This is a genomic window from Rhizobium sp. P1_E1, assembly GCF_056406015.1.
Genome location: NZ_JBFUAY010000019.1, coordinates 1 through 18,194, shown reverse-complemented (window position 1 = coordinate 18,194; position 18,194 = coordinate 1). Strand labels below are relative to the sequence as shown.

The window sequence follows — 18,194 nt, the reverse complement described above, 5'->3', positions numbered from 1 at the left end:
TTCCATCATGCCCGTCGCTTCCATAAACCAGAGTTTGAGACCCGACGATGCGCGGGTCAGGCTCTCGGTCGACGGTCTGCAGATATTTGCCGAAAAGGGCATGTCTGTTGCCGCCGCCATCGAAGCGACGGGGCGGCATGAATTTTCCCGAGGCATCAAGGGCGAGGGCCGTGGCCTCTTCTGCGGAATGGGTGTCTGTCACGACTGTCTCGTGACGATCGACGGAAAAGTCAGCCAGCGGGCCTGCATGACCATTGTCGACGATGACATGCAAGTTCTGCGCCCTGCTACGCGGCCAGATCTTGCCACTGGTCAGATTGCCGATCTCTGCAGTGTGCCGCATTCCTTGACGACAAGGACGATGGACGTTCTCATTGTCGGAGCGGGGCCCGCGGGGCTTGCCGCCGCGGAGGTCCTTGCTGCGGCCGGCGCCAAGGTGACTGTCATTGATGAACGGCCGTCTGCCGGCGGGCAGTATTTCAAACAACCCTCGACACGGAGCGCCGCCGAGCGATTGAGTGGCGACGAGCAGTCGTTATCCGGCGCAGCGCTTATAGGGCAAGTGCGCGATCACGGCGTGACATTTCTAACCGCTTCAGTGGTGTGGGGTGCCGCATGTGACGACGACGGTTCGCTTATTATCGCCTGCTATGGGTGCGGCCATGCGTTTTACTGCAAGCCGAAAATACTCATCATCGCGACGGGGGCCTACGAACGCCCAACGCCGGTCAGGGGTTGGACACTTCCTGGTGCGATGACAACAGGGGCCGCCCAGACGTTGCTGAGGAGCTATGGAACCGTTCCCGGCCGAAGGATCATTGTCGCCGGAAACGGCCCTTTGAATATGCAGGTCGCCAACGAACTTCGAAAGGCAGGAGCCTCCATAGTCGCTTTGCTGGAAGCAGCACCACCACCGTGGTCTCGGCCGGTGGCAGCCCTCGGCCTTCTGACAACGGATCCCGCTCTCGCCCGTCACGGATTGCGCCAGATATCGACGCTTAGATCCGCGGGCGTCAAGATAGGCTGGAATAGCGTACTCACCTCGATCAACGGCTCGCAGCGTGTGGAGAGCGTCACGTTCGCCGGACCAGGCGGCGAGACCAATCTCGATGCTGACACGGTCCTTATCGGCGGCAATTTCGCATCCTCCAATGAGCTGTCCCGGCTACTCGGGTGCGGCCATGAGGTCGTCGTCGGCGATCTGCGGGCAGTGCGGGATCTCGACGGTCAGACAACGCTTGCAAACGTGCATATTGTTGGTGAAGCGGCGCGTTTCGGCGGCGCGCATGTTGCGATGGCAGAAGGACAGATCGCCGCCGCGGCGATTGCGCGAAAACTGGGCCTCCTTGTCCAAACCGACGAAAGCGTGGTGAAAAGACTTGCCCGCCATAGACGGTTTCAAGAAGCCCTTTGGCAGGTCTTTGCGCCGAAGGACGATGCAAAGACAAAGACGGCAATTCTGCCAGATGATGCATTGATCTGCCGTTGCGAAGGCGTGACTTACGGTGTCTTGAGGACGCTCAGCGCAGATAGTGCGCAGGACGTTTCGACATTGAAGCGCCTGTCGCGTGCAGGCATGGGGCGGTGTCAGAGCCGCTACTGCGGCAAAGCGATCGCTGACGTCGCGAAGCAACGGCACCTCACTGGCGAAACGAGCGGTTTTCTGGCTCCGCAAATGCCACTTCGACCTATCCCGCTGGCGGCGCTTGCGGTCGAAAAGCCGGAATGGGGCGGCCACAAGCGCGCACTTTTGCCGGAAAAACCCGCATTGGCGAATCCTCAAGCTTTGCCGGTGGCGGAAACGTCCACGCTGGTCATCGGCGCAGGCATTGCAGGCCTTTCGACGGCGCTCTTCCTTGCCAGGGAAGGCGAGGACGTTGTGGTGGTCGAGCGCGCTTTTGCGAACTCGCTGGCGTCTGGAGGGAATGCAGGAAGCCTTCATGCCCAGCTGCTTTCCTTCGACCACGGCACCCGTGCCGAAGGTGGCGGCGGAGCGGCCGCACAAACACTTCCCCTCCAGCGCGATTCAATCGCTCTTTGGGCGGCGCTGCAAAGCGAACTCGGACAGGATTTCGAGATGAAGGTCACAGGCGGCCTCATGGTGGCCGAAACCGATGACCACATGCGTTTTCTGGCGGAAAAGGTCGGGGTGGAGTGCGCGGCCGGGATCGATTGCCACTTGATCGGGCAAGAGGAACTGCGCTCCCTGGAGCCTGCTCTGTCTTCCCACTTTGTCGGCGCTGCCTATTGTTCCCAGGAGGGGAAGATCAACCCTCTCGTCGCGACGCAATATATATTGGAGGCGGCACGGCGAGACGGCGCTCAACTCTTCGAAAATTGTGAGGTCACCGGAATAAGGACCTCGGACGACGGGTTCGAGGTCAAGACATCGAGGGGCATGTTGCGGGCAAAACGGATCGTCAATGCAGCCGGAGCCTTCGCTTCAAGGATCGGCGCGATGCTCGGTGTCGATGTGCCGGTATTCGGTGCTCCGCTGCAGATGGTGGTTACCGAGGCCGCAGCACCTTTGATCTCGTGTCTCGTCGCCCATGCCGACCGCCATTTGACACTCAAGCAGGCGGCAAACGGGAACTTCATCATCGGCGGCGGCTGGACCGCAGGCCTCGATCCCGTCCATCAACATCCACGCCCGCTACTGTCGAGTCTTGAGGGGAACCTTTGGGTTGCCCAGCACGTCGTTCCCGCTCTGCGCAAACTTCACGTCATCCGAAGCTGGGCGGCGATGAACATCAACATCGACGGTGCGCCGATCCTCGGCGAACATCCGTCAATGCCCGGGTTTTTCAACGCCGTCACTTCAAACGGCTATACGCTCGGCCCGATCGTCGGCCAGTTAACATCTCGGCTCGTTCTCGGTCGCGAGACCGATAGAGCCTTGCAACCCTTTTCCATCGCGCGTTTCCAGAAAGGCCGGGCATGATTGAGATCACTGGCGTTACCAAATATTACGGTCAGTTCGCTGTCCTTAAGAACTGCTCGGTGAACGTCGAGCGCGGTGAGGTCGTGGTTGTCTGCGGCCCCTCGGGGTCGGGCAAATCGACATTGATCAAATGCGTCAACGGGCTCGAGCAGTTTCAGGAAGGTTCGATCCGGGTGCATGGTATCGAAGTCGGCGACCCGAAGACCGACCTGCCGAACCTTCGCACACGGGTAGGCATGGTCTTCCAGAATTTCGAATTGTTTCCACATCTGACGATCATCGACAATATCATGCTGGCGCAGAAGATTGTCATTGGCCGCAGCGACACGGCAGCCCATGCGAAGGCCATGGCGCTTCTTGATCGCGTCGGGCTGACGGACCACGCGAAAAAATATCCAAGCCAACTCTCCGGCGGGCAGCAGCAGCGCGTGGCGATCGCACGGGCGCTCGCGATGGATCCGCTCGCCATGCTCTTCGACGAGCCGACGTCCGCGCTTGATCCAGAGATGATTTCCGAAGTGCTCGACGTCATGACCGGATTGGCAAAGGACGGCATGACGATGATGGTCGTCACCCATGAGATGGGATTTGCCCGCCGGGTGGCGACACGCGTGATTTTCATCGATCAGGGCGAGATCGTCGAGGATCGTCCGAGCGAGGAGTTTTTCGCGGGAAAACACAACCCGCGAACCGAAGCTTTCCTTGGCAAAATCCTGCAACACTGAAGGTCAGGCTTGTGAGCGACTACGATCTCATCATTCAGAACGGCACGGTGGCGACTGCTGCGGATGTTTTCCAGGCGGATATCGGCATTAAAGACGGTAAGATTGTCCAGATCGGGCAGAGCCTGTCGGGTGCTGCGCGCACGATCGACGCCTCGGGCAAATATGTCCTTCCAGGCGGCATCGACAGCCATGTCCATATCTCCCAGCCTTCGGGCGAAGGGATCGAGATGGCGGACGACTTCGAGAGCGGAACGCTGTCGGCGGTGTTCGGCGGCAATACGACCATCATGCCGTTCTGCCTTCAGGAAAAGGGCAAATCGCTGCGAGAGGTGCTAACGGCCTATCATGCGCTCGCAGAGGGCCAGTGTTATACCGACGTCAGTTTTCATCTGATCATATCCGACCCGAGCGACGCCGTGCTGGGCCAGGAATTGCCAGCGCTTGTGACCGACGGCTATCCGTCGCTGAAGGTCTTCATGACCTATGAGAGCCTGCGCCTCGATGACGCGCAGATCCTGAAGACGCTCGATGTCGCGCGACGGACAGGCGCCACCGTCATGGTCCATTGTGAAAACGAGGACGCAATCAGGTTCCTGATCGAAAAACACGAGCTGGCCGGAGACGTTGCCCCACGCGCTCATGCCTCCACCCGTCCGGTCGCTGTCGAACGTGAAGCCACGCACCGCGCCCTGACGCTCGCCGAAATCGTAGACGTTCCTGTTGTCATTGTGCATGTCTCGAACGGCGAGGCGATGGAAGAGATCGCTCGCGCAAGGACGAGAGGCGTCAAGGTCGTCGGGGAAACCTGCCCGCAATATCTGACGCTCACCGCCAAGGACCTCGACGGCATGGATTGGGAGGGCGCGAAACTTGTCTGCTCTCCGCCGCCGCGGGATGAAGATGCCCAGAAAGAATGCTGGCGCGGCATCGAGACCGGGGCATTCGAACTCTTTTCATCTGATCATTGTCCATTCCGCTACGACGACCAGCACGGAAAGCTTAATCCCAAAGGCCGCACGAATTTCAGGCACATTCCCAATGGCATTCCAGGCATCGAAACCCGCCTTCCCATCCTATTTTCGCAAGGGTTCATGGCCGGACGCATCGATCTGCCGCGCTTTGTCGCCCTGACATCAACGAACCATGCAAAGACCTATGGCCTCTATCCACAAAAGGGAACGATTGCCGTGGGGGCGGATGCGGACATCGCGATCTGGGATCCAGCCATCCAGCGGACCATCCGTCATGCGGAACTGCATGATGGCGCAGACTATTCGCCCTACGAGGGGATCGAGATCACCGGCTGGCCGATAACGACAATTGTCGCTGGAAAGCCTGTCGTCGAAAACGGCGTCCTGGTGGGTACCAAGGGCCACGGGCAATATCGGAAAGCCGCGGCGAGACAAATCAAAAAGCAGTCAAATCTAACAAGAGCGACATCATGAAACTGAAAATCACAGCAGGCCMATTCATCTTCGACGCTGTCCTGGAAACTGCCAGAGCGCCCAAAACCTGTGAAGCATTCATCAAGCAGATGCCGTTCGATGGTAAAATCGTGCACGTTCGCTGGTCTGGCGAGGGCGTTTGGATCCCGCTTGGCGACCATGATTTCGGCGTCGGTTATGAGAACCATACAAGCCATCCGGCCCCCGGTCATATCATCCTCTACCCGGGAGGCATCAGCGAAACGGAAATCCTGCTTGCCTACGGAGGCGTCGATTTTTCATCGAAAATGGGCCAACTGGCTGGCAATCATTTCATCACAATCACATCCAATCTCGACCAACTCGCCGAAATAGGCCGCCTCACGCTGTGGGAAGGCGCGCAATCCATTCGATTTGAGGCCGTATGCTAAAGCATGTCGCGCAAAACTGTGCAGCGGTTTTGCGACAGCGACATGCGTAAAAACAAAGACCTAAAGCGCCACGAGCGAATCTGAAAGATCGCGACGCGCTTTAGGCGCAATAGCGCGAGGCGACAGGGTTGACGCCGGCGTGCCAGCATCGCCTAACGCAGCGGTTGGCACGTTTCCTGCATTCTAGTTTTCGAGATTTTCTTCGAGATTTCCAATGGTGGACGAGGCCCGAAATGTCTTTTGATTTTGACTTCGAACTTGCGAAAAGAGCGGCGCAAGAACTGCCTCCGTCGCAGAAGCAGCCCAAAACGCGTAAGATGTCTCTTCTGCAGAGGCTCATGGCTTCGCCGCCAATTCCTCCTCGCCCGTCTCTCAGCATTCTGCGCCCATATAGAGGTGGTGATGCGCAATGACGCTGTGATACCCCTGTCGAGCAGGTAAGGCGGTGCTGTGCCGACGGCTCTATTCCCGTCGAGGCGGCGTCATTTCTACGGATGCGGTGCGTGCGACACTTGACGAACTGTGTCGCCGGGATAGTCCAGCGCGGACGTCCAACGACGAGATCACTCTCTACAAGGCAGTCGGAACGGCGTTGGCCGATCTTGCCGCCGCGACGATGGTATATGAAGCCGCCTTTGATCGCCGGCTGACGACTTGTGGTCCGGGCGATCGCGAATGATCGGAACGCGCCTGTTGCCCCGTTCCAATAGGCCGGCAGCCTCTGCTCCCAACGACTTCAATAGCGCGCATCTTCAAGGCCACAGAAAGGGTCTACCGGGTTGGTGCCGAGGAAGGGCTTGCGACCGAGCATACAATCAACGACGGCTTCCTGGACGCTGTCCATGGTGGAGTACGCATTGATATAGGCCGGTACGCGCGGCGCATCGTAAAGGTGATAGGGATGCCCAAATGAGATCATTACGGAGGGAATATTCGTCCACGGTCGGTACATGGCCTTGAAAAGGCCCCCACCACCCATCCTATGCCAGTCGACGAATATCCGGCCTCGTACGAGCAGCGACTCATCGCCTAGCGCGTAGACGACGAGGTCGAAGTCGTCGGGGGTCGGCACGATGTCCGATCGGTCGATCGTGACTTCGAAACCTTCCTTCCGCAACAGCTCGGGTAGCAAGAATTTCAGTGGCTGCGGCATGAGCGGATGAATGATGCCGCCGTCGACCAGCAGCACACGCTTTGTCTTCGCCGGATCGAGCGGAAAGATACCATTGACGTCCTTCACAAGCGTGGGCGAGCGGCCGATGCATTCCCTTGATGCAGCGACATTGTCTGGATGCGCAAGCAGCTGGCGCGCTTCAGCGGCATCGGGGAGGACATCTGACGGTTGAAAAAGCTTGAGATGCGCCTTGAGCGCCAGCACGCGAAGAACCGCTTCTTCAAGTCGCTCCGGAGTAATTCGCCCATCTTCGACGGCAGCCTTGACCGCCGCCATATCCTCCTCAGGTTCATCGCTGAAGAGGATCATGTCGCAGCCATTTGCGATGATATCAGGCAGCGTATCGAGGTGGTGGCCCCAGGCGGACAGCCCTCCCATGGGTGTCGCGTCAGAGACGATGATACCATTGAAGCCGAGTTCGTCGCGGAGAAGATCAACGTTCAGCAACCGAGAAACCGAGGCCGGTCGGAAAGCTTCAAGCCCGGCATCTGGTATCTTCGATCGAACATAGGCCGGAAGGGAAATGTGCCCACTCATTATTGCCAACAAGCCTTCGGTGATCAGCGTTCTATAAAGCCGACCGAAGGTTTCCTTCCACTCGTCCATGGAAAGCGGGTTGGTGGTCGTAACGAGGTGCTGATCGCGGTCGTCATATCCCTCGCCCGGCCAGTGCTTTGCGGTGGCGGCAACTCCATGTCGTTGGAGACCGTGAACATGGGCAACCGCGTGCCGCTCAATCTTGTTGACATCGGAGCCGTATGACCGTGTACCGACAATCGGTGATCGGAACGCGGTATTTATGTCGATGACTGGCGTGAAGGACCAGCGCACCCCCATCGCGCGGCCCTCGCGTGCCAAAATTTCTGAACTTTTCTCGRTCGCCTGAACGTCGTCGACGGCGGCAAGGCCAAGTTGGCCCAGCACCGGAGTGCCGAAAGCGAAGGAATGACGGCTGCCTTCGAGGTCTGCGCTGATGATGGGCGGGACTTTGCTCTTGGCCACGAGGTCAGAGATGACCCGCCGCTCGAACTCGAGGTCAGCCGTGAAGAAGCGGGTTACGCCGCCCGGCCTTAGTGAAGCAATGCGTTTGAAATCCTCCTCATCCGTCCCGATCATGATCAAGGTGAAGAGTTGGCCGATCTTGTCATCAAGATCGAGCGAGACATAGGTGTCGTGGAGCCAGGAATCGCAGCGTCGTCGAGGTTGAACGGCGCTTTGCGAAGCTCGTCGTAGATCGTCATAAGTTCCCCCCGTTGATCAACGCTCTGCGGATAGCCCGTGTGAATATGCACGCTATCCCGTCATAAGCCAGTTCGGTGATGTCAGGTTAAGTTCGTCGGGAACATTTTGGATATCTCGTGCCGAGCGAATCGCCACACCGTCGTCTTCTTGATTTCGCTGTCCTCCAGCGCCCGCGTTACCGGCACCTCATAAACCGCGCAGAATTCCAGTCGCTCTCTCGGCAGGTAACTGCGTCCGGGATCGCCGACCAGCACCCACTTGCCGTCGGCTGCCAGCTTCGCGAACCAGGGAACGAGCGCATCTGCGAAAGCGCGGTCGTAGAAGACGTCGCCGGCAAGCACGATATCAGCATCGACGGCCTGTCCGATCAGATCGGCGCCGGTAAATCCGAGTGAAACGCGATTGGCCTCGGCATTCAGCCGGACTGCCGTCTCCGCCCAGGGATCGATATCGGCGGCGATGACCTCCCGGGCACCGGCCATCACAGCCGCAATGCCGACCAGGCCCGAACCGCTGGCGAAATCCAGCACGCGCTTGCCGCGCACCGTTTCGGGATGATCGAGAATGTAGCGCGCCAGTCCCTGGCCGCCCGCCCAGGCAAAAGCCCAGAAGGGCGGCGGCAGGCCGATCGCTTCCAACTCCTCCTCCGTCTTCAGCCAGAGCTCATGCGCCTCGCTTGCCTGATAGAGCGAAATCTCCGGCACATGCGGCGGCGGCATCAGGCTGGTATTGGCGCGGATGAAGGCTTGCGGATCAGTCTTCAACGCGGCGGATTGTCCAGTCCGCCCATGCGGCAGACTTCGAGATATTCTTCCTCGGTGACCGGCTGCACCGAAAGCCGCATCGAGGTGACGAGCGCCATCTTGGCGAGCTTCTCGCTCGCCTTGACATCCTTCAGCGTCACCGGCTTCGGCACGTCCATGATGGCGCGGATATCGACGCAATCCCACTTCGGATCGCCCTTGGCGGAAGAATCGGGATGCGACAGGGCGCAGACTTCGACGATGCCGACGATCTCCAGCCCGTCATTGGAATGATAGAAGAACCCTTTGTCGCCGATCTGCATCGCCCGCATATTGTTGCGCGCCAGATAGTTGCGGACGCCGGTCCATTCCGTGCCCTTTTCGCCGGCAGCCTTCTGCTGCTCCCAGGACCAGGAAGCGGGTTCGGATTTATAGAGCCAGTGCGCCATGCTCACGCCTCCGGTTTGTTGAAGACCCAGTTGTAGGCCTTGACGTCGACGCTTTCGAATAGTCCGGCCTTGGCATAGGGATCGGCATCGGCAAGCGCTCGCGCCGCCTCTTTCGATTCCGCTTCGACGATGATCAGGCTGCCACAGGGCTTGCCGTCATCATCGAGAAACGGGCCGGCGATCTTCAGCGTGCCCTCGGCGTTCAGCTTGTTCAGATGCTCGATATGCGTCGGACGCGTATCCATGCGCACGTTCAGATGTCCCGGTTTGTCCTTGCAGAGAAGGGCGAAAAGCATGTCTGTCTCCTATTCGGTGGTGATCGGACGCGTCATCAGCTGCTCTATCGCCTCTGATATATCGAGCCTGCCGTCGATGATGGCTGAAACGGCATCGGTGATCGGCATGCTGACCTTCAATTCCGCCGCAAGCCGCGAGGCGACGGAGGCGGCAAACGCGCCTTCCACCAGCGCACCATGCAGGGGATCGGTCTTGTCGCCGCGCCCGAGCGCTATGCCGAAGCGCAGATTTCGCGATTGATGACTTGTCGCCGTCAGCACCAGATCGCCGAGGCCGGAAAGCCCGCGTACCGTATCCGCCTGCCCGCCCTTGGCGACGACGAAACGCGACATTTCCGCAAGCCCGCGCGCAATCAGCGCCGCACGCGCGGAATCGCCGATGCCGCGGCCTTCGACGATGCCGCAGGCGATCGCCAGCACATTCTTCAGCGCGCCGCCAAGCTGCACGCCGATCCGGTCGTTGGAGGCGTAGAGCCGAAAGGTTCGACCTGATATGGCCTGAGCGAGCCGCTCCGCGGTCTCCATGTCGGCTGCCGCGATCGCCATCGCCGTCGGCAAGCCCTTGGCAATATCGGCGGCAAACCCCGGACCGGAGAGCACGGCGATCGGATGGTCCGGCAGTTCCCGCTCCAGCATGTCGGTCAGTAGATTGCCCGTCGTCCGTTCGATACCCTTGGCACAGGTAACGACGACAGCATCCTTGGAAAGATAAGGTCCATATTGCCGCGCCGCATCGGCCTGCGCCTGCGACGGCATCGCAAAAAGCACGATGGAAGCGCCGGCGACCGCATCCGCCTCGGCGGAAAATTCCAGTGTATCGGGCAGAAGAATGCCGGGCAGCACCGCATCATGCAGCCGCTCGGCCTTCAGATCGGCAATTAGTGACGGATCGCGCCCGACGAGCGTCACGGCGCTGCGGCCGGCAAGCGCGATGACGGCGGCAAGCGCCGTGCCGAAAGCCCCCGATCCAACGACGGCGATGTTTTCGCTCATGCCTTGGCCCCTCGTTTTCCGAAGCCGATCAGCGTTTCCGCATTGGAATCGAGCGGCCAGCGCGAACGCGGCTGCACGTCGAGCGCATCCGGCGCGGCACCGGTCGCCATCCGTTCCAGTCCTGCCCAGGCGATCATCACGGCATTATCGGTGCAGAGGTGCAGCGGTGGCGCGACGAAGCGGAAGCCGTTCTTGTCGCACAGCGCCTGCAGCGTGCCGCGCAGTTCGAGATTGGCGGCGACACCGCCGGCAACGACCAGCGCCGGCTTTTCGCCAGTAGCAGAGAATGTCGTCGGAAATTCCGTCTTGAACCGCTGCAGGCCACGGCCGATACGGTCCTTCAGCGTCCGCGAAACCGCCTTCTGGAACGAGGCGCAGATATCCGCTACGTCCTGATCGCTGAGCGGCGCGATATCCTGCGCCGCCTGCCGCACCGCTGTCTTCAGGCCGGAGAAGGAGAAATCGAGCCGTGCCTCGCCGACCAGCGGCCGCGGAAAGTCGAACCGATCGGGATTGCCGTCCCGCGCCATCCGCTCCACCGCCGGTCCGCCGGGATAGGGCAGGCCGAGCAACTTTGCCGTCTTGTCGAAGGCTTCGCCGAGCGCATCGTCGATCGTCGTGCCCCAGCGCTCATACTGTCCGACGCCGCGCACCAGGATGAGCTGGGTATGGCCGCCGGAGACGAGCAGCATCAGATAGGGAAAGGACAGCCCGTCCGTCAGCCGCGCCGTCAGCGCATGGCCTTCGAGATGGTTGACCGCATAGAGCGGCTTGCCGGCGGCTCTGGCGATCGCCTTGCCGGTCATCAACCCCACGAGCAACCCGCCGATCAGCCCCGGCCCCGACGTGGCGGCGATGGCGTCGACATCGTTGAGCGACACATTGGCGCGCTTCAGCGCCTCCTCGATCAGCTCGTCCAGCGCCTCGACATGGGCGCGTGCGGCGATCTCTGGCACCACGCCGCCATAGGCGCTATGCTCGTCGAGCTGGGAAAGCACGACATCCGACAGCACGTGGGAATGCCCCTCAGCATCGCGCTCGACGACCGCGGCGGCGGTCTCGTCGCAGCTCGTTTCGATGCCAAGGATGCGTAGAAAGGGAACCATGAAGCCTGTTCGTTGATTGCGATGGGATGGAAACCCGTTTACGAGAACTCCGGTAACAACGGAATAGAGCGGATGCAAACAAAACCTTTCCGGATCGGCACGCGAGGCAGCCCGCTGGCGCTTGCCCAGGCGCATGAGGCTCGCGACAGGCTGATGGCGGCGCATCATCTGCCCGAGGAAATGTTCGAGATCGTCGTGCTGACGACCAAGGGCGACCGCATCACCGACCGGTCGCTGGCCGAGATCGGCGGCAAGGGCCTGTTCACCGAGGAGCTTGAACAGAAGCTTACCGCCGGCGAGCTCGATTTCGCCGTGCATTCCGCCAAGGACATGGCGACGAAGCTGCCCGAGGGGCTTTATCTCTCCGCCTATCTGCCGCGTGAAGATATCCGCGACGCCGTCATCGGCCGCACCGCGCGCAAACTGATCGACCTGCCGCATGGCGCCACCGTCGGTTCCTCATCGCTGCGCCGCCAGGCACTGATCCGCCGCATGCGGCCCGACATCAACGTCATCACCTTCCGCGGCCTCGTCGAAACCCGCCTGCGCAAGCTCGAAGCGGGCGAGGTCGATGCGACCCTGCTGGCGCTTGCCGGCCTGAAACGCCTCGGCAAGGTCGACGTGCTGACCGATATCCTCGACCCCGACACCTTCCCGCCGGCCCCGGCGCAGGGCGCGATCTGCATCGAAAGCCGCATCGGCGATGCCAGGGTCGACGATCTGCTGGCGCCGGTCAACGATGGCCCGACCTTCGACACCGTCTCCTGCGAACGCGCCTTCCTTGCGGCACTCGACGGCTCCTGCCGCACGCCGATCGGCGGTTATGCCGTCTGCGAAGGCGACCTGATCCGGTTCTCCGGCCTCATCATCACGCCCGACGGCCGCAGCCAGCATGCGGTGACGACCGATGGCCACCGCCGCGATGCGGCAGCGCTCGGCACCCGCGCCGGCCAGGACGTGCGTGCAAGGGCCGGCAGCGCCTTTTTCGACGACTGGCACTGAACCGGCCATGCGTGTGCTCGTCACCCGCCCCGCGCATTCGGCGACGAGAACCGCACAACGTTTGCGCGATATGGGCCACGAGCCCCTGCTGCTGCCGCTGCGTCAGCCGCTGCACGACAGCGCCGCCGCCCTAGCCGCGCTTGCAACCACCAGCGGCGCAATCGCCGTGACCAGCGCCGAAGCCATCAGGGTCCTCTCCGCTCTCGGGGAGCAACTTCGCCCGCATCTTGCCCGCCCGCTTTTTGCGGTGGGCGAAACGACGGCCGAAGAAGCGCGCAGCCTCGGCTTCCGATCGGTCGCCTCATCCCAGGGCAACGGCCGCGATCTCGCCGATCTCATCGCGGCGGAGAAACCGGGCACGCTGCTCTACCTCGCTGGCACCCCGCGCGCCGAGACTTTGGAAGGAAGATTGCGCGAGCTCGGCATCCATTTTTCCGTCGCCGAATGTTACCGCATGCAGCCGGCCGTCCCCGATCCCGCCGAGATCGACGCGATCTTCGCTAACGGTTACCCGGACGCCATCCTCTTCTATTCCCGCCAGACGGCCGTGGATTTCTTTCGCATGCCGGAATTCCTATCAGCCGGGCCGGAACACAGCGGAATCCGCCTTCTCTGCCTCAGCGAAGCGGTGGCGCAAGCCATCCCGACGGCTCTAAAAAAAAGCGTCGAGATTTCACCGATGGCGGATGAGAAAAGTCTTCTGTCGCTGCTTCGAAGGCTCTAACCGCCCAAATTTGATCTAACCTCTTCCCTTAACTGGCATCACTGTCTAGTTTCGTTGCAATGCAGAATAAAGAGGACCTCATGGTATCGGGAAACCCGCCACGCCATTCGAAGAGCGCCGACGAGCCGGTCACGATCGACCTCGATGCACAGGAATTCGCCGCTGCAGCCGATACCGAAAAACCGGTAGACAATGAAACTGCCGACGCCGACAGCCCCGCTGCCGCCGATGTCGGCCTGCCGCCCGAAACCGAGACTGCGTCGCATGCCGAAGATGAAGAGAAGCCTGTGATGGACGCGCCGGAGGAGGAACCGGCAGCTCCAGAACCCTCCTTCACCCCTCCTCCCGAACAGCCTGCGCCGAAGAGCGCCGGCACCTCGGGTCTCATTGCCGCCGGCATTTTCGGCGGCCTCGTGGCGCTGCTTGGCGCCGGCGCTATCCAGTATGCCGGCTACCTCCCAGGCTCCTCCGCGCCGCAGACGACCTCGCCGGAAACGGCCGATCTTGCCGGCGAGATCGACGGCCTGAAACAAGCCGTCGCCAACCTTGCCGCCAATCCGGCGAGCGCTGATAATGGTGAGCTTGAGAAGCGCGTCGCTGCGCTGGAAACAGCTGCGAAGGCCCCCGTCGCAACCTCACCGGCCGATTCTGTTAACGTCGAGGCACTCAACCAGAAGATTGCGGAGCTGACCGGTCAGGTCGACCATCTGCGCTCGACGCTTGCCCAGTCATCCGAGCAGCAGACGACGAATGGCGCCGATATCGCCAAGCGCCTCGAAGAGGCCGAAAAGAAGCTGAACGAGCCGCGCGAGGATGTCGCCGTTGCCCGGGCAATCGCCGCTGCCGCCCTGAAGGCGGCGATCGATCGAGGTGGTCCTTTCCTGGCCGAACTCGACACCTTCGCCGGCGTCGCACCCGACGATCCTGCTGTCGCCGACCTCAGAGCCTTTGCCGAGACCGGCATTCCCTCACGCGCCGAGCTGGTGGGCGAGGTTCCCGATGTCGCCACCGCGATCGTCGAAGCCGTCAACCAGCCGGATCCGAACCAGAGCTGGTCGGACCGGTTGATGTCGAGCGCCAAATCGCTGGTGAGCGTCCGTCCCGTCGGCAATATCGAGGGCGAAAGCGTCGAAGCCATCGCCGCCCGCATGGAGGACAAGGTGAAAAGCGGCGACCTGCCCGGCGCATCCGCCGAATGGAACAATCTGCCGGCCCTCGGCAAGCAGGCGTCCACCGCCTTCAAGCAATCGCTCGAAGCGCGCATCCGCGTCGAGGAACTGGTCGGCGGGGCGCTGTCGAAAGCGGTTTCCGGCACCGGCAAGGAAGGATGAGACCATGCTGATCCGCCTTGTCGTCTTCGCCCTCTTCGTGCTGCTTCTCGCCTATGGCTTCTCCTGGCTCGCCGATCGTCCCGGTGACCTCTCGCTGATCTGGGAGGGCCAGATCTACCAGACGAGGCTGATCGTCGCCGCCAGCGCGATCATCGCCCTCATCGCCGCCGTGATGATCGCCTGGTGGTTCGTCCGTCTCATCTGGACCTCACCGTATTCGGTGACGCGTTATTTCCGCGCCCGCAAGCGGGACCGCGGTTATCAGGCACTGTCGACCGGCCTCATCGCCGCCGGCGCCGGCAATGCGTTGCTTGCCCGCAAGATGGCCGCCCGCTCGCGTGGCCTCATCCGCGCCGATCAGGAACCACTGATCAACCTGCTCGAGGCCCAGGCCGCCCTGATCGAAGGCCGCCATGATGAGGCGCGCGCCAAGTTCGAGGCCATGGCCAACGATCCAGAGACGCGCGAACTCGGCCTGCGCGGCCTCTATCTCGAAGCCCGCCGTCTCGGGGCCAACGAGGCCGCCCGCCAATATGCCGAAAAGGCTGCCGACAACGCGCCATATCTGCCCTGGGCCGCACAGGCGACCCTCGAATATCGCAGCCAGGCCGGCCGCTGGGATGATGCGATCCGCCTGCTCGAACAGCAAAAGGCCGCCCGCGTCGTCGAAAAGGCCGAAGCCAACCGTTTGCACGCCGTCCTCCTGACCGCGCGCGCCGCCGAGAAGCTGGAAAGCAACCCGACAGGTGCCCGCGACGACGCGCTGCAGGCGCTGAAGCTTGCCGCCGATTTCATTCCGGCCGCCCTCATTGCCGCAAAGGCGCTGTTTCGCGAGGGCGGCGTGCGCAAGGCCGCCTCGATCCTCGAACAGGCCTGGAAATCGGCGCCGCATCCTGAGATCGGCCAAGCCTATGTCCGGGCCCGCAGCGGCGATTCCACGCTCGACCGGCTGAAGCGTGCCGAACGGCTGGAAGGGCAGCGCCCGAACAACGTCGAATCCCTTCTCGTCGTCGCCCAGGCAGCCCTCGACGCGCAGGAATTCGCCAAGGCTCGCGCCAAGGCGGAAGCAGCGGCCCGCATGCAGCCGCGTGAAGCCGCCTACCTGCTGTTGGCCGACATCGAAGAAGCCGAGACCGGAGACCAGGGTCGCGTGCGCCATTGGCTGGCCCAGGCGCTCAAGGCGCCGCGCGATCCGGCCTGGGTGGCAGACGGCTTCGTGTCCGACAAATGGCTGCCGGTATCGCCCGTGACCGGCCGTCTCGACGCCTTCGAATGGAAGGCGCCCTTCGGCCAGATCGAGGGTCCGCTCGAGGACGGTTCGGCACCGGCCTCGATCGAAACGGCTTTGAAGACACTGCCGCCGCTGCGTGACGTCAGGCCGGAAAGCCCGGTTAACGACCATCGCATCATTGAGCTGGAACGCGCCGCGACGATTGCCGAGGCTGTGCGCCCCACGCCGGCCCCGGCACCGACATCGGCAAAACCGAAACCCGCCGAACCAGCCGCGGGCGATAAAACGCCCGCGCCGAGCGAGGCAAAACCTTTCTTTGGCGGACTGCCGGATGATCCCGGCGTTCGCGATCCCAGGGTGGAACCGGAACCCAAGACACGGCTCCGCCTTTTCTGAAATGGAACGAAAACCGCATGTTCGAACGCTTTCAGGCATTCTTCCAGAATCTCACCGCCGACCACCCGAAGAAAGGTTTTGCCCCTGATGATCCCCGCATCGCAGTGGCAGCGCTGTGCATGCAGGTCATGGAGGCCGACGGTCAGATCAAAGCCAGCGAGAAGAAGCGGCTGCGCAAGCTCCTGAAGGAGCAGTATGCACTCGACGGCAAGCAGCTCGATGCTCTGATAGCCGCCGGCCTTGAGGCCGAAAGCTCCGCCGTCGACTATTATCGCTTCACCGCCGACCTGAAACGTCATCTCAATACCGAGCAACGCCTCGAACTGATCGGCGTCCTCTGGGACATCGTCTATGCCGATGGCGAACGCAGCGAGATGGAAGACCATGTGATCTGGCGTATCGCCGATCTGCTCGGCGTCTCCTCGCGCGAGCGCATCCAGAAGCGGCAGGAGGCCGCCGCCAGGGTGACGGATGTCCAGGTTGCGCAAGATGATACCGACTGAGCAAAACCAGAACCGCGACGGGCGCCCGATCCTCATCGTCCTGCATCAGGAGCGGTCGAGCCCCGGCCGCGTCGGCCAATTGCTGGTCGAAAAGGGCTACCGCCTCGATATCCGTCGCCCGGTTCTGGGCCAGCCGCTTCCGACAACACTGAAAGACCATGCCGGCGCCGTCGTCTTCGGCGGGCCGATGAGCGCCAATGATCCCGATGACTTCATCAAGAAGGAAATCGACTGGATCGACGTTCCCCTGCGGGAAAAACGCCCCTACCTCGGTATCTGCCTCGGCGCGCAGATGCTGGTGCATCATCTCGGCGGCAAGGTGCAGTCGAATGCCGACGGCTCGACCGAGATCGGCTGGTATCCGCTGCACCCGACCGAGAAGGGCCGCCTGCTGATGCACTGGCCGAGAATGGTCTATCATTTCCACCGCGAGGGCTTCGAGCTGCCGCGCGGCGCCGACCTGCTGGCCGAAGGCGATGCCTATCCGAACCAGGCCTTCCGCTACGACGGCAATGCCTGGGGCCTGCAGTTCCACGCCGAACTGACCCGGGTGATGATGCATCGCTGGGTCGTGCATGGCGCCCATCGCTTCATCCTGCCGAATGCCCAGCAGGGCCGCGAACATCTCGAAGGCCGCATGCTGTTCGACGCGCCGCTGAAAGCCTGGTTGACCGAATTTCTCGACATCGTCTTCGAGGGAAAGACGGCGAAGGCGACGTCCTCTATCGCCATCCGCGCATAGTCGATTCCGACTATGGAGTGGGCGCGTCCAGCGTATCGATCCTGCGCAGCTTGGGGAAACTCGAAGCCCAGATCGCCGCCACGACAAGCGTTCCGATCCCGCCGATGACGACCGCCGGCACCGCGCCGAAGATCGCCGCCATCGTACCCGCCCTGAATTCGCCAAGCTCGTTCGAAGCGCCGACGAAAACCATGTTGACCGCATTGACGCGGCCGCGCAGCTGATCCGGCGTCCAGAGCGCAATCAGGCTCTCGCGGACATAGACCGACACCATGTCGGCCGCCCCCATCAGCGCCAGCGCCGCGATCGAGACTTCGGTGTTGGTCGATATGCCGAAGATGATCGTTCCGACGCCGAACAGGGCGACGCCGATGAACATGTAGATGCCGGCGCGATGTTTGAGCGGATAGGCGGCAAGCAAGACTGCCATGACGATGGCGCCAAGGCCGGGTGCGGCGCGCAGCAGTCCGAGACCCCACGGCCCGAGAGTGAGGATATCGCGTGCAAAAATCGGCATCAGTGCCGTCGCGCCGCCGAGCAGCACAGCGAAGAGATCGAGCGAGATCGCGCCGAGCACTACCTTTTCGGCGCGAATGAAACTGAAGCCGCCAAGGATCATCGCCCAGCTCTTGGTCTCGCCGGTCGTCTTCTGCACCGGTTTCGGGATCATGTAGAGAAGGGCGGCACCGAGCACGGAAAAGATCACTGCCACCGTATAGGCAGTCGGCGCACTGACACCAG

Annotated in this window: 16 protein-coding genes and 2 pseudogenes; 11 read left to right on the top strand and 7 right to left on the bottom strand. The window is 61.9% G+C overall.

Annotated features, from left to right (window positions below):
• Positions 1 to 7: 7 nt before the first annotated feature.
• From AC1D1Z_RS10070 to AC1D1Z_RS10050, 5 genes and pseudogenes are all read left to right on the top strand, one after another.
• Positions 8 to 2,941: an FAD-dependent oxidoreductase gene (locus AC1D1Z_RS10070; RefSeq protein ID WP_425376359.1), complete on the top strand. Its 2,934-nt coding sequence runs from the start codon at positions 8 to 10 to the stop codon at positions 2,939 to 2,941.
• Positions 2,938 to 3,666: an amino acid ABC transporter ATP-binding protein gene (locus tag AC1D1Z_RS10065; protein WP_112905459.1), complete on the top strand. Its 729-nt coding sequence runs from the start codon at positions 2,938 to 2,940 to the stop codon at positions 3,664 to 3,666. Before AC1D1Z_RS10070 ends, AC1D1Z_RS10065 begins: the two co-directional genes overlap by 4 nt.
• Positions 3,667 to 3,677: 11 nt before the next feature.
• Positions 3,678 to 5,111, top strand: coding sequence for a dihydropyrimidinase (hydA, locus tag AC1D1Z_RS10060; RefSeq protein WP_028733534.1), 1,434 nt, complete (start codon positions 3,678 to 3,680; stop codon positions 5,109 to 5,111).
• A complete protein-coding gene (locus tag AC1D1Z_RS10055; protein ID WP_477850376.1) occupies positions 5,108 to 5,521 on the top strand; it encodes a DUF3830 family protein in 414 nt (137 codons plus the stop codon). The genes hydA and AC1D1Z_RS10055 overlap by 4 nt, the downstream gene beginning before the upstream one ends.
• A 472-nt stretch (positions 5,522 to 5,993) precedes the next feature.
• Positions 5,994 to 6,200: pseudogene (locus AC1D1Z_RS10050) on the top strand (hypothetical protein); the annotation flags it as partial.
• Between the two features lie 57 nt (positions 6,201 to 6,257).
• On the opposite strand, the pseudogene AC1D1Z_RS10045 reads toward AC1D1Z_RS10050, so the two are convergent.
• The 6 genes and pseudogenes from AC1D1Z_RS10045 to tsaD all read right to left on the bottom strand — a co-directional run bounded on the left by AC1D1Z_RS10045 (position 6,258) and on the right by tsaD (position 11,524).
• Positions 6,258 to 7,936, bottom strand: a pseudogene (locus tag AC1D1Z_RS10045) (glycoside hydrolase family 3 protein).
• A gap of 81 nt (positions 7,937 to 8,017) precedes the next feature.
• A complete protein-coding gene (locus AC1D1Z_RS10040) occupies positions 8,018 to 8,701 on the bottom strand; it encodes a class I SAM-dependent methyltransferase (RefSeq protein ID WP_131646905.1) in 684 nt (227 codons plus the stop codon).
• Positions 8,698 to 9,129, bottom strand: coding sequence for an EVE domain-containing protein (locus AC1D1Z_RS10035; RefSeq protein WP_130653230.1), 432 nt, complete (start codon positions 9,127 to 9,129; stop codon positions 8,698 to 8,700). The genes AC1D1Z_RS10040 and AC1D1Z_RS10035 overlap by 4 nt, the downstream gene beginning before the upstream one ends.
• Before the next feature lie 2 nt (positions 9,130 to 9,131).
• On the bottom strand, positions 9,132 to 9,425 hold the full coding sequence (locus AC1D1Z_RS10030) for a YciI-like protein (protein ID WP_003543605.1): 294 nt from the start codon (positions 9,423 to 9,425) through the stop codon (positions 9,132 to 9,134).
• A 9-nt stretch (positions 9,426 to 9,434) separates the two neighbouring features.
• On the bottom strand, positions 9,435 to 10,418 hold the full coding sequence (locus AC1D1Z_RS10025) for an NAD(P)H-dependent glycerol-3-phosphate dehydrogenase (protein ID WP_131646906.1): 984 nt from the start codon (positions 10,416 to 10,418) through the stop codon (positions 9,435 to 9,437).
• Positions 10,415 to 11,524 carry a tRNA (adenosine(37)-N6)-threonylcarbamoyltransferase complex transferase subunit TsaD gene (tsaD, locus tag AC1D1Z_RS10020; protein WP_131646907.1) on the bottom strand — a complete coding sequence of 370 codons (1,110 nt, stop codon included), beginning with the start codon at positions 11,522 to 11,524 and terminating at the stop codon, positions 10,415 to 10,417. Before tsaD ends, AC1D1Z_RS10025 begins: the two co-directional genes overlap by 4 nt.
• Positions 11,525 to 11,596: 72 nt before the next feature.
• Between tsaD and hemC the strand changes: the two genes are divergently transcribed.
• The 6 genes from hemC to AC1D1Z_RS09990 are packed head-to-tail and all read left to right on the top strand — an operon-like array spanning position 11,597 to position 17,453.
• The gene (gene hemC / locus AC1D1Z_RS10015; protein WP_018448223.1) at positions 11,597 to 12,526 is read left to right on the top strand and encodes a hydroxymethylbilane synthase; all 930 of its coding nucleotides are present in this window, start codon (positions 11,597 to 11,599) and stop codon (positions 12,524 to 12,526) included.
• A 7-nt stretch (positions 12,527 to 12,533) separates the two neighbouring features.
• Positions 12,534 to 13,250: a uroporphyrinogen-III synthase gene (locus AC1D1Z_RS10010; RefSeq protein ID WP_131646908.1), complete on the top strand. Its 717-nt coding sequence runs from the start codon at positions 12,534 to 12,536 to the stop codon at positions 13,248 to 13,250.
• Positions 13,251 to 13,309: 59 nt separating this feature from the next.
• Positions 13,310 to 14,581 (top strand): COG4223 family protein, encoded by a 1,272-nt coding sequence (locus tag AC1D1Z_RS10005; protein WP_205929466.1) that lies wholly within the window; start codon positions 13,310 to 13,312, stop codon positions 14,579 to 14,581.
• Positions 14,582 to 14,585: 4 nt separating this feature from the next.
• Complete coding sequence (locus AC1D1Z_RS10000) at positions 14,586 to 16,208, top strand: heme biosynthesis protein HemY (protein ID WP_131646910.1); 1,623 nt, start codon at positions 14,586 to 14,588, stop codon at positions 16,206 to 16,208.
• 17 nt (positions 16,209 to 16,225) lie between these two features.
• On the top strand, positions 16,226 to 16,711 hold the full coding sequence (locus tag AC1D1Z_RS09995) for a tellurite resistance TerB family protein (protein ID WP_012759325.1): 486 nt from the start codon (positions 16,226 to 16,228) through the stop codon (positions 16,709 to 16,711).
• The gene (locus AC1D1Z_RS09990; protein WP_032980581.1) at positions 16,680 to 17,453 is read left to right on the top strand and encodes a glutamine amidotransferase; all 774 of its coding nucleotides are present in this window, start codon (positions 16,680 to 16,682) and stop codon (positions 17,451 to 17,453) included. Before AC1D1Z_RS09995 ends, AC1D1Z_RS09990 begins: the two co-directional genes overlap by 32 nt.
• Positions 17,454 to 17,463: 10 nt before the next feature.
• Here AC1D1Z_RS09990 and AC1D1Z_RS09985 read toward each other — a convergent pair.
• The coding region (locus AC1D1Z_RS09985; RefSeq protein WP_477850370.1) for an MFS transporter at positions 17,464 to 18,194 on the bottom strand (731 nt) is incomplete at its 5' end.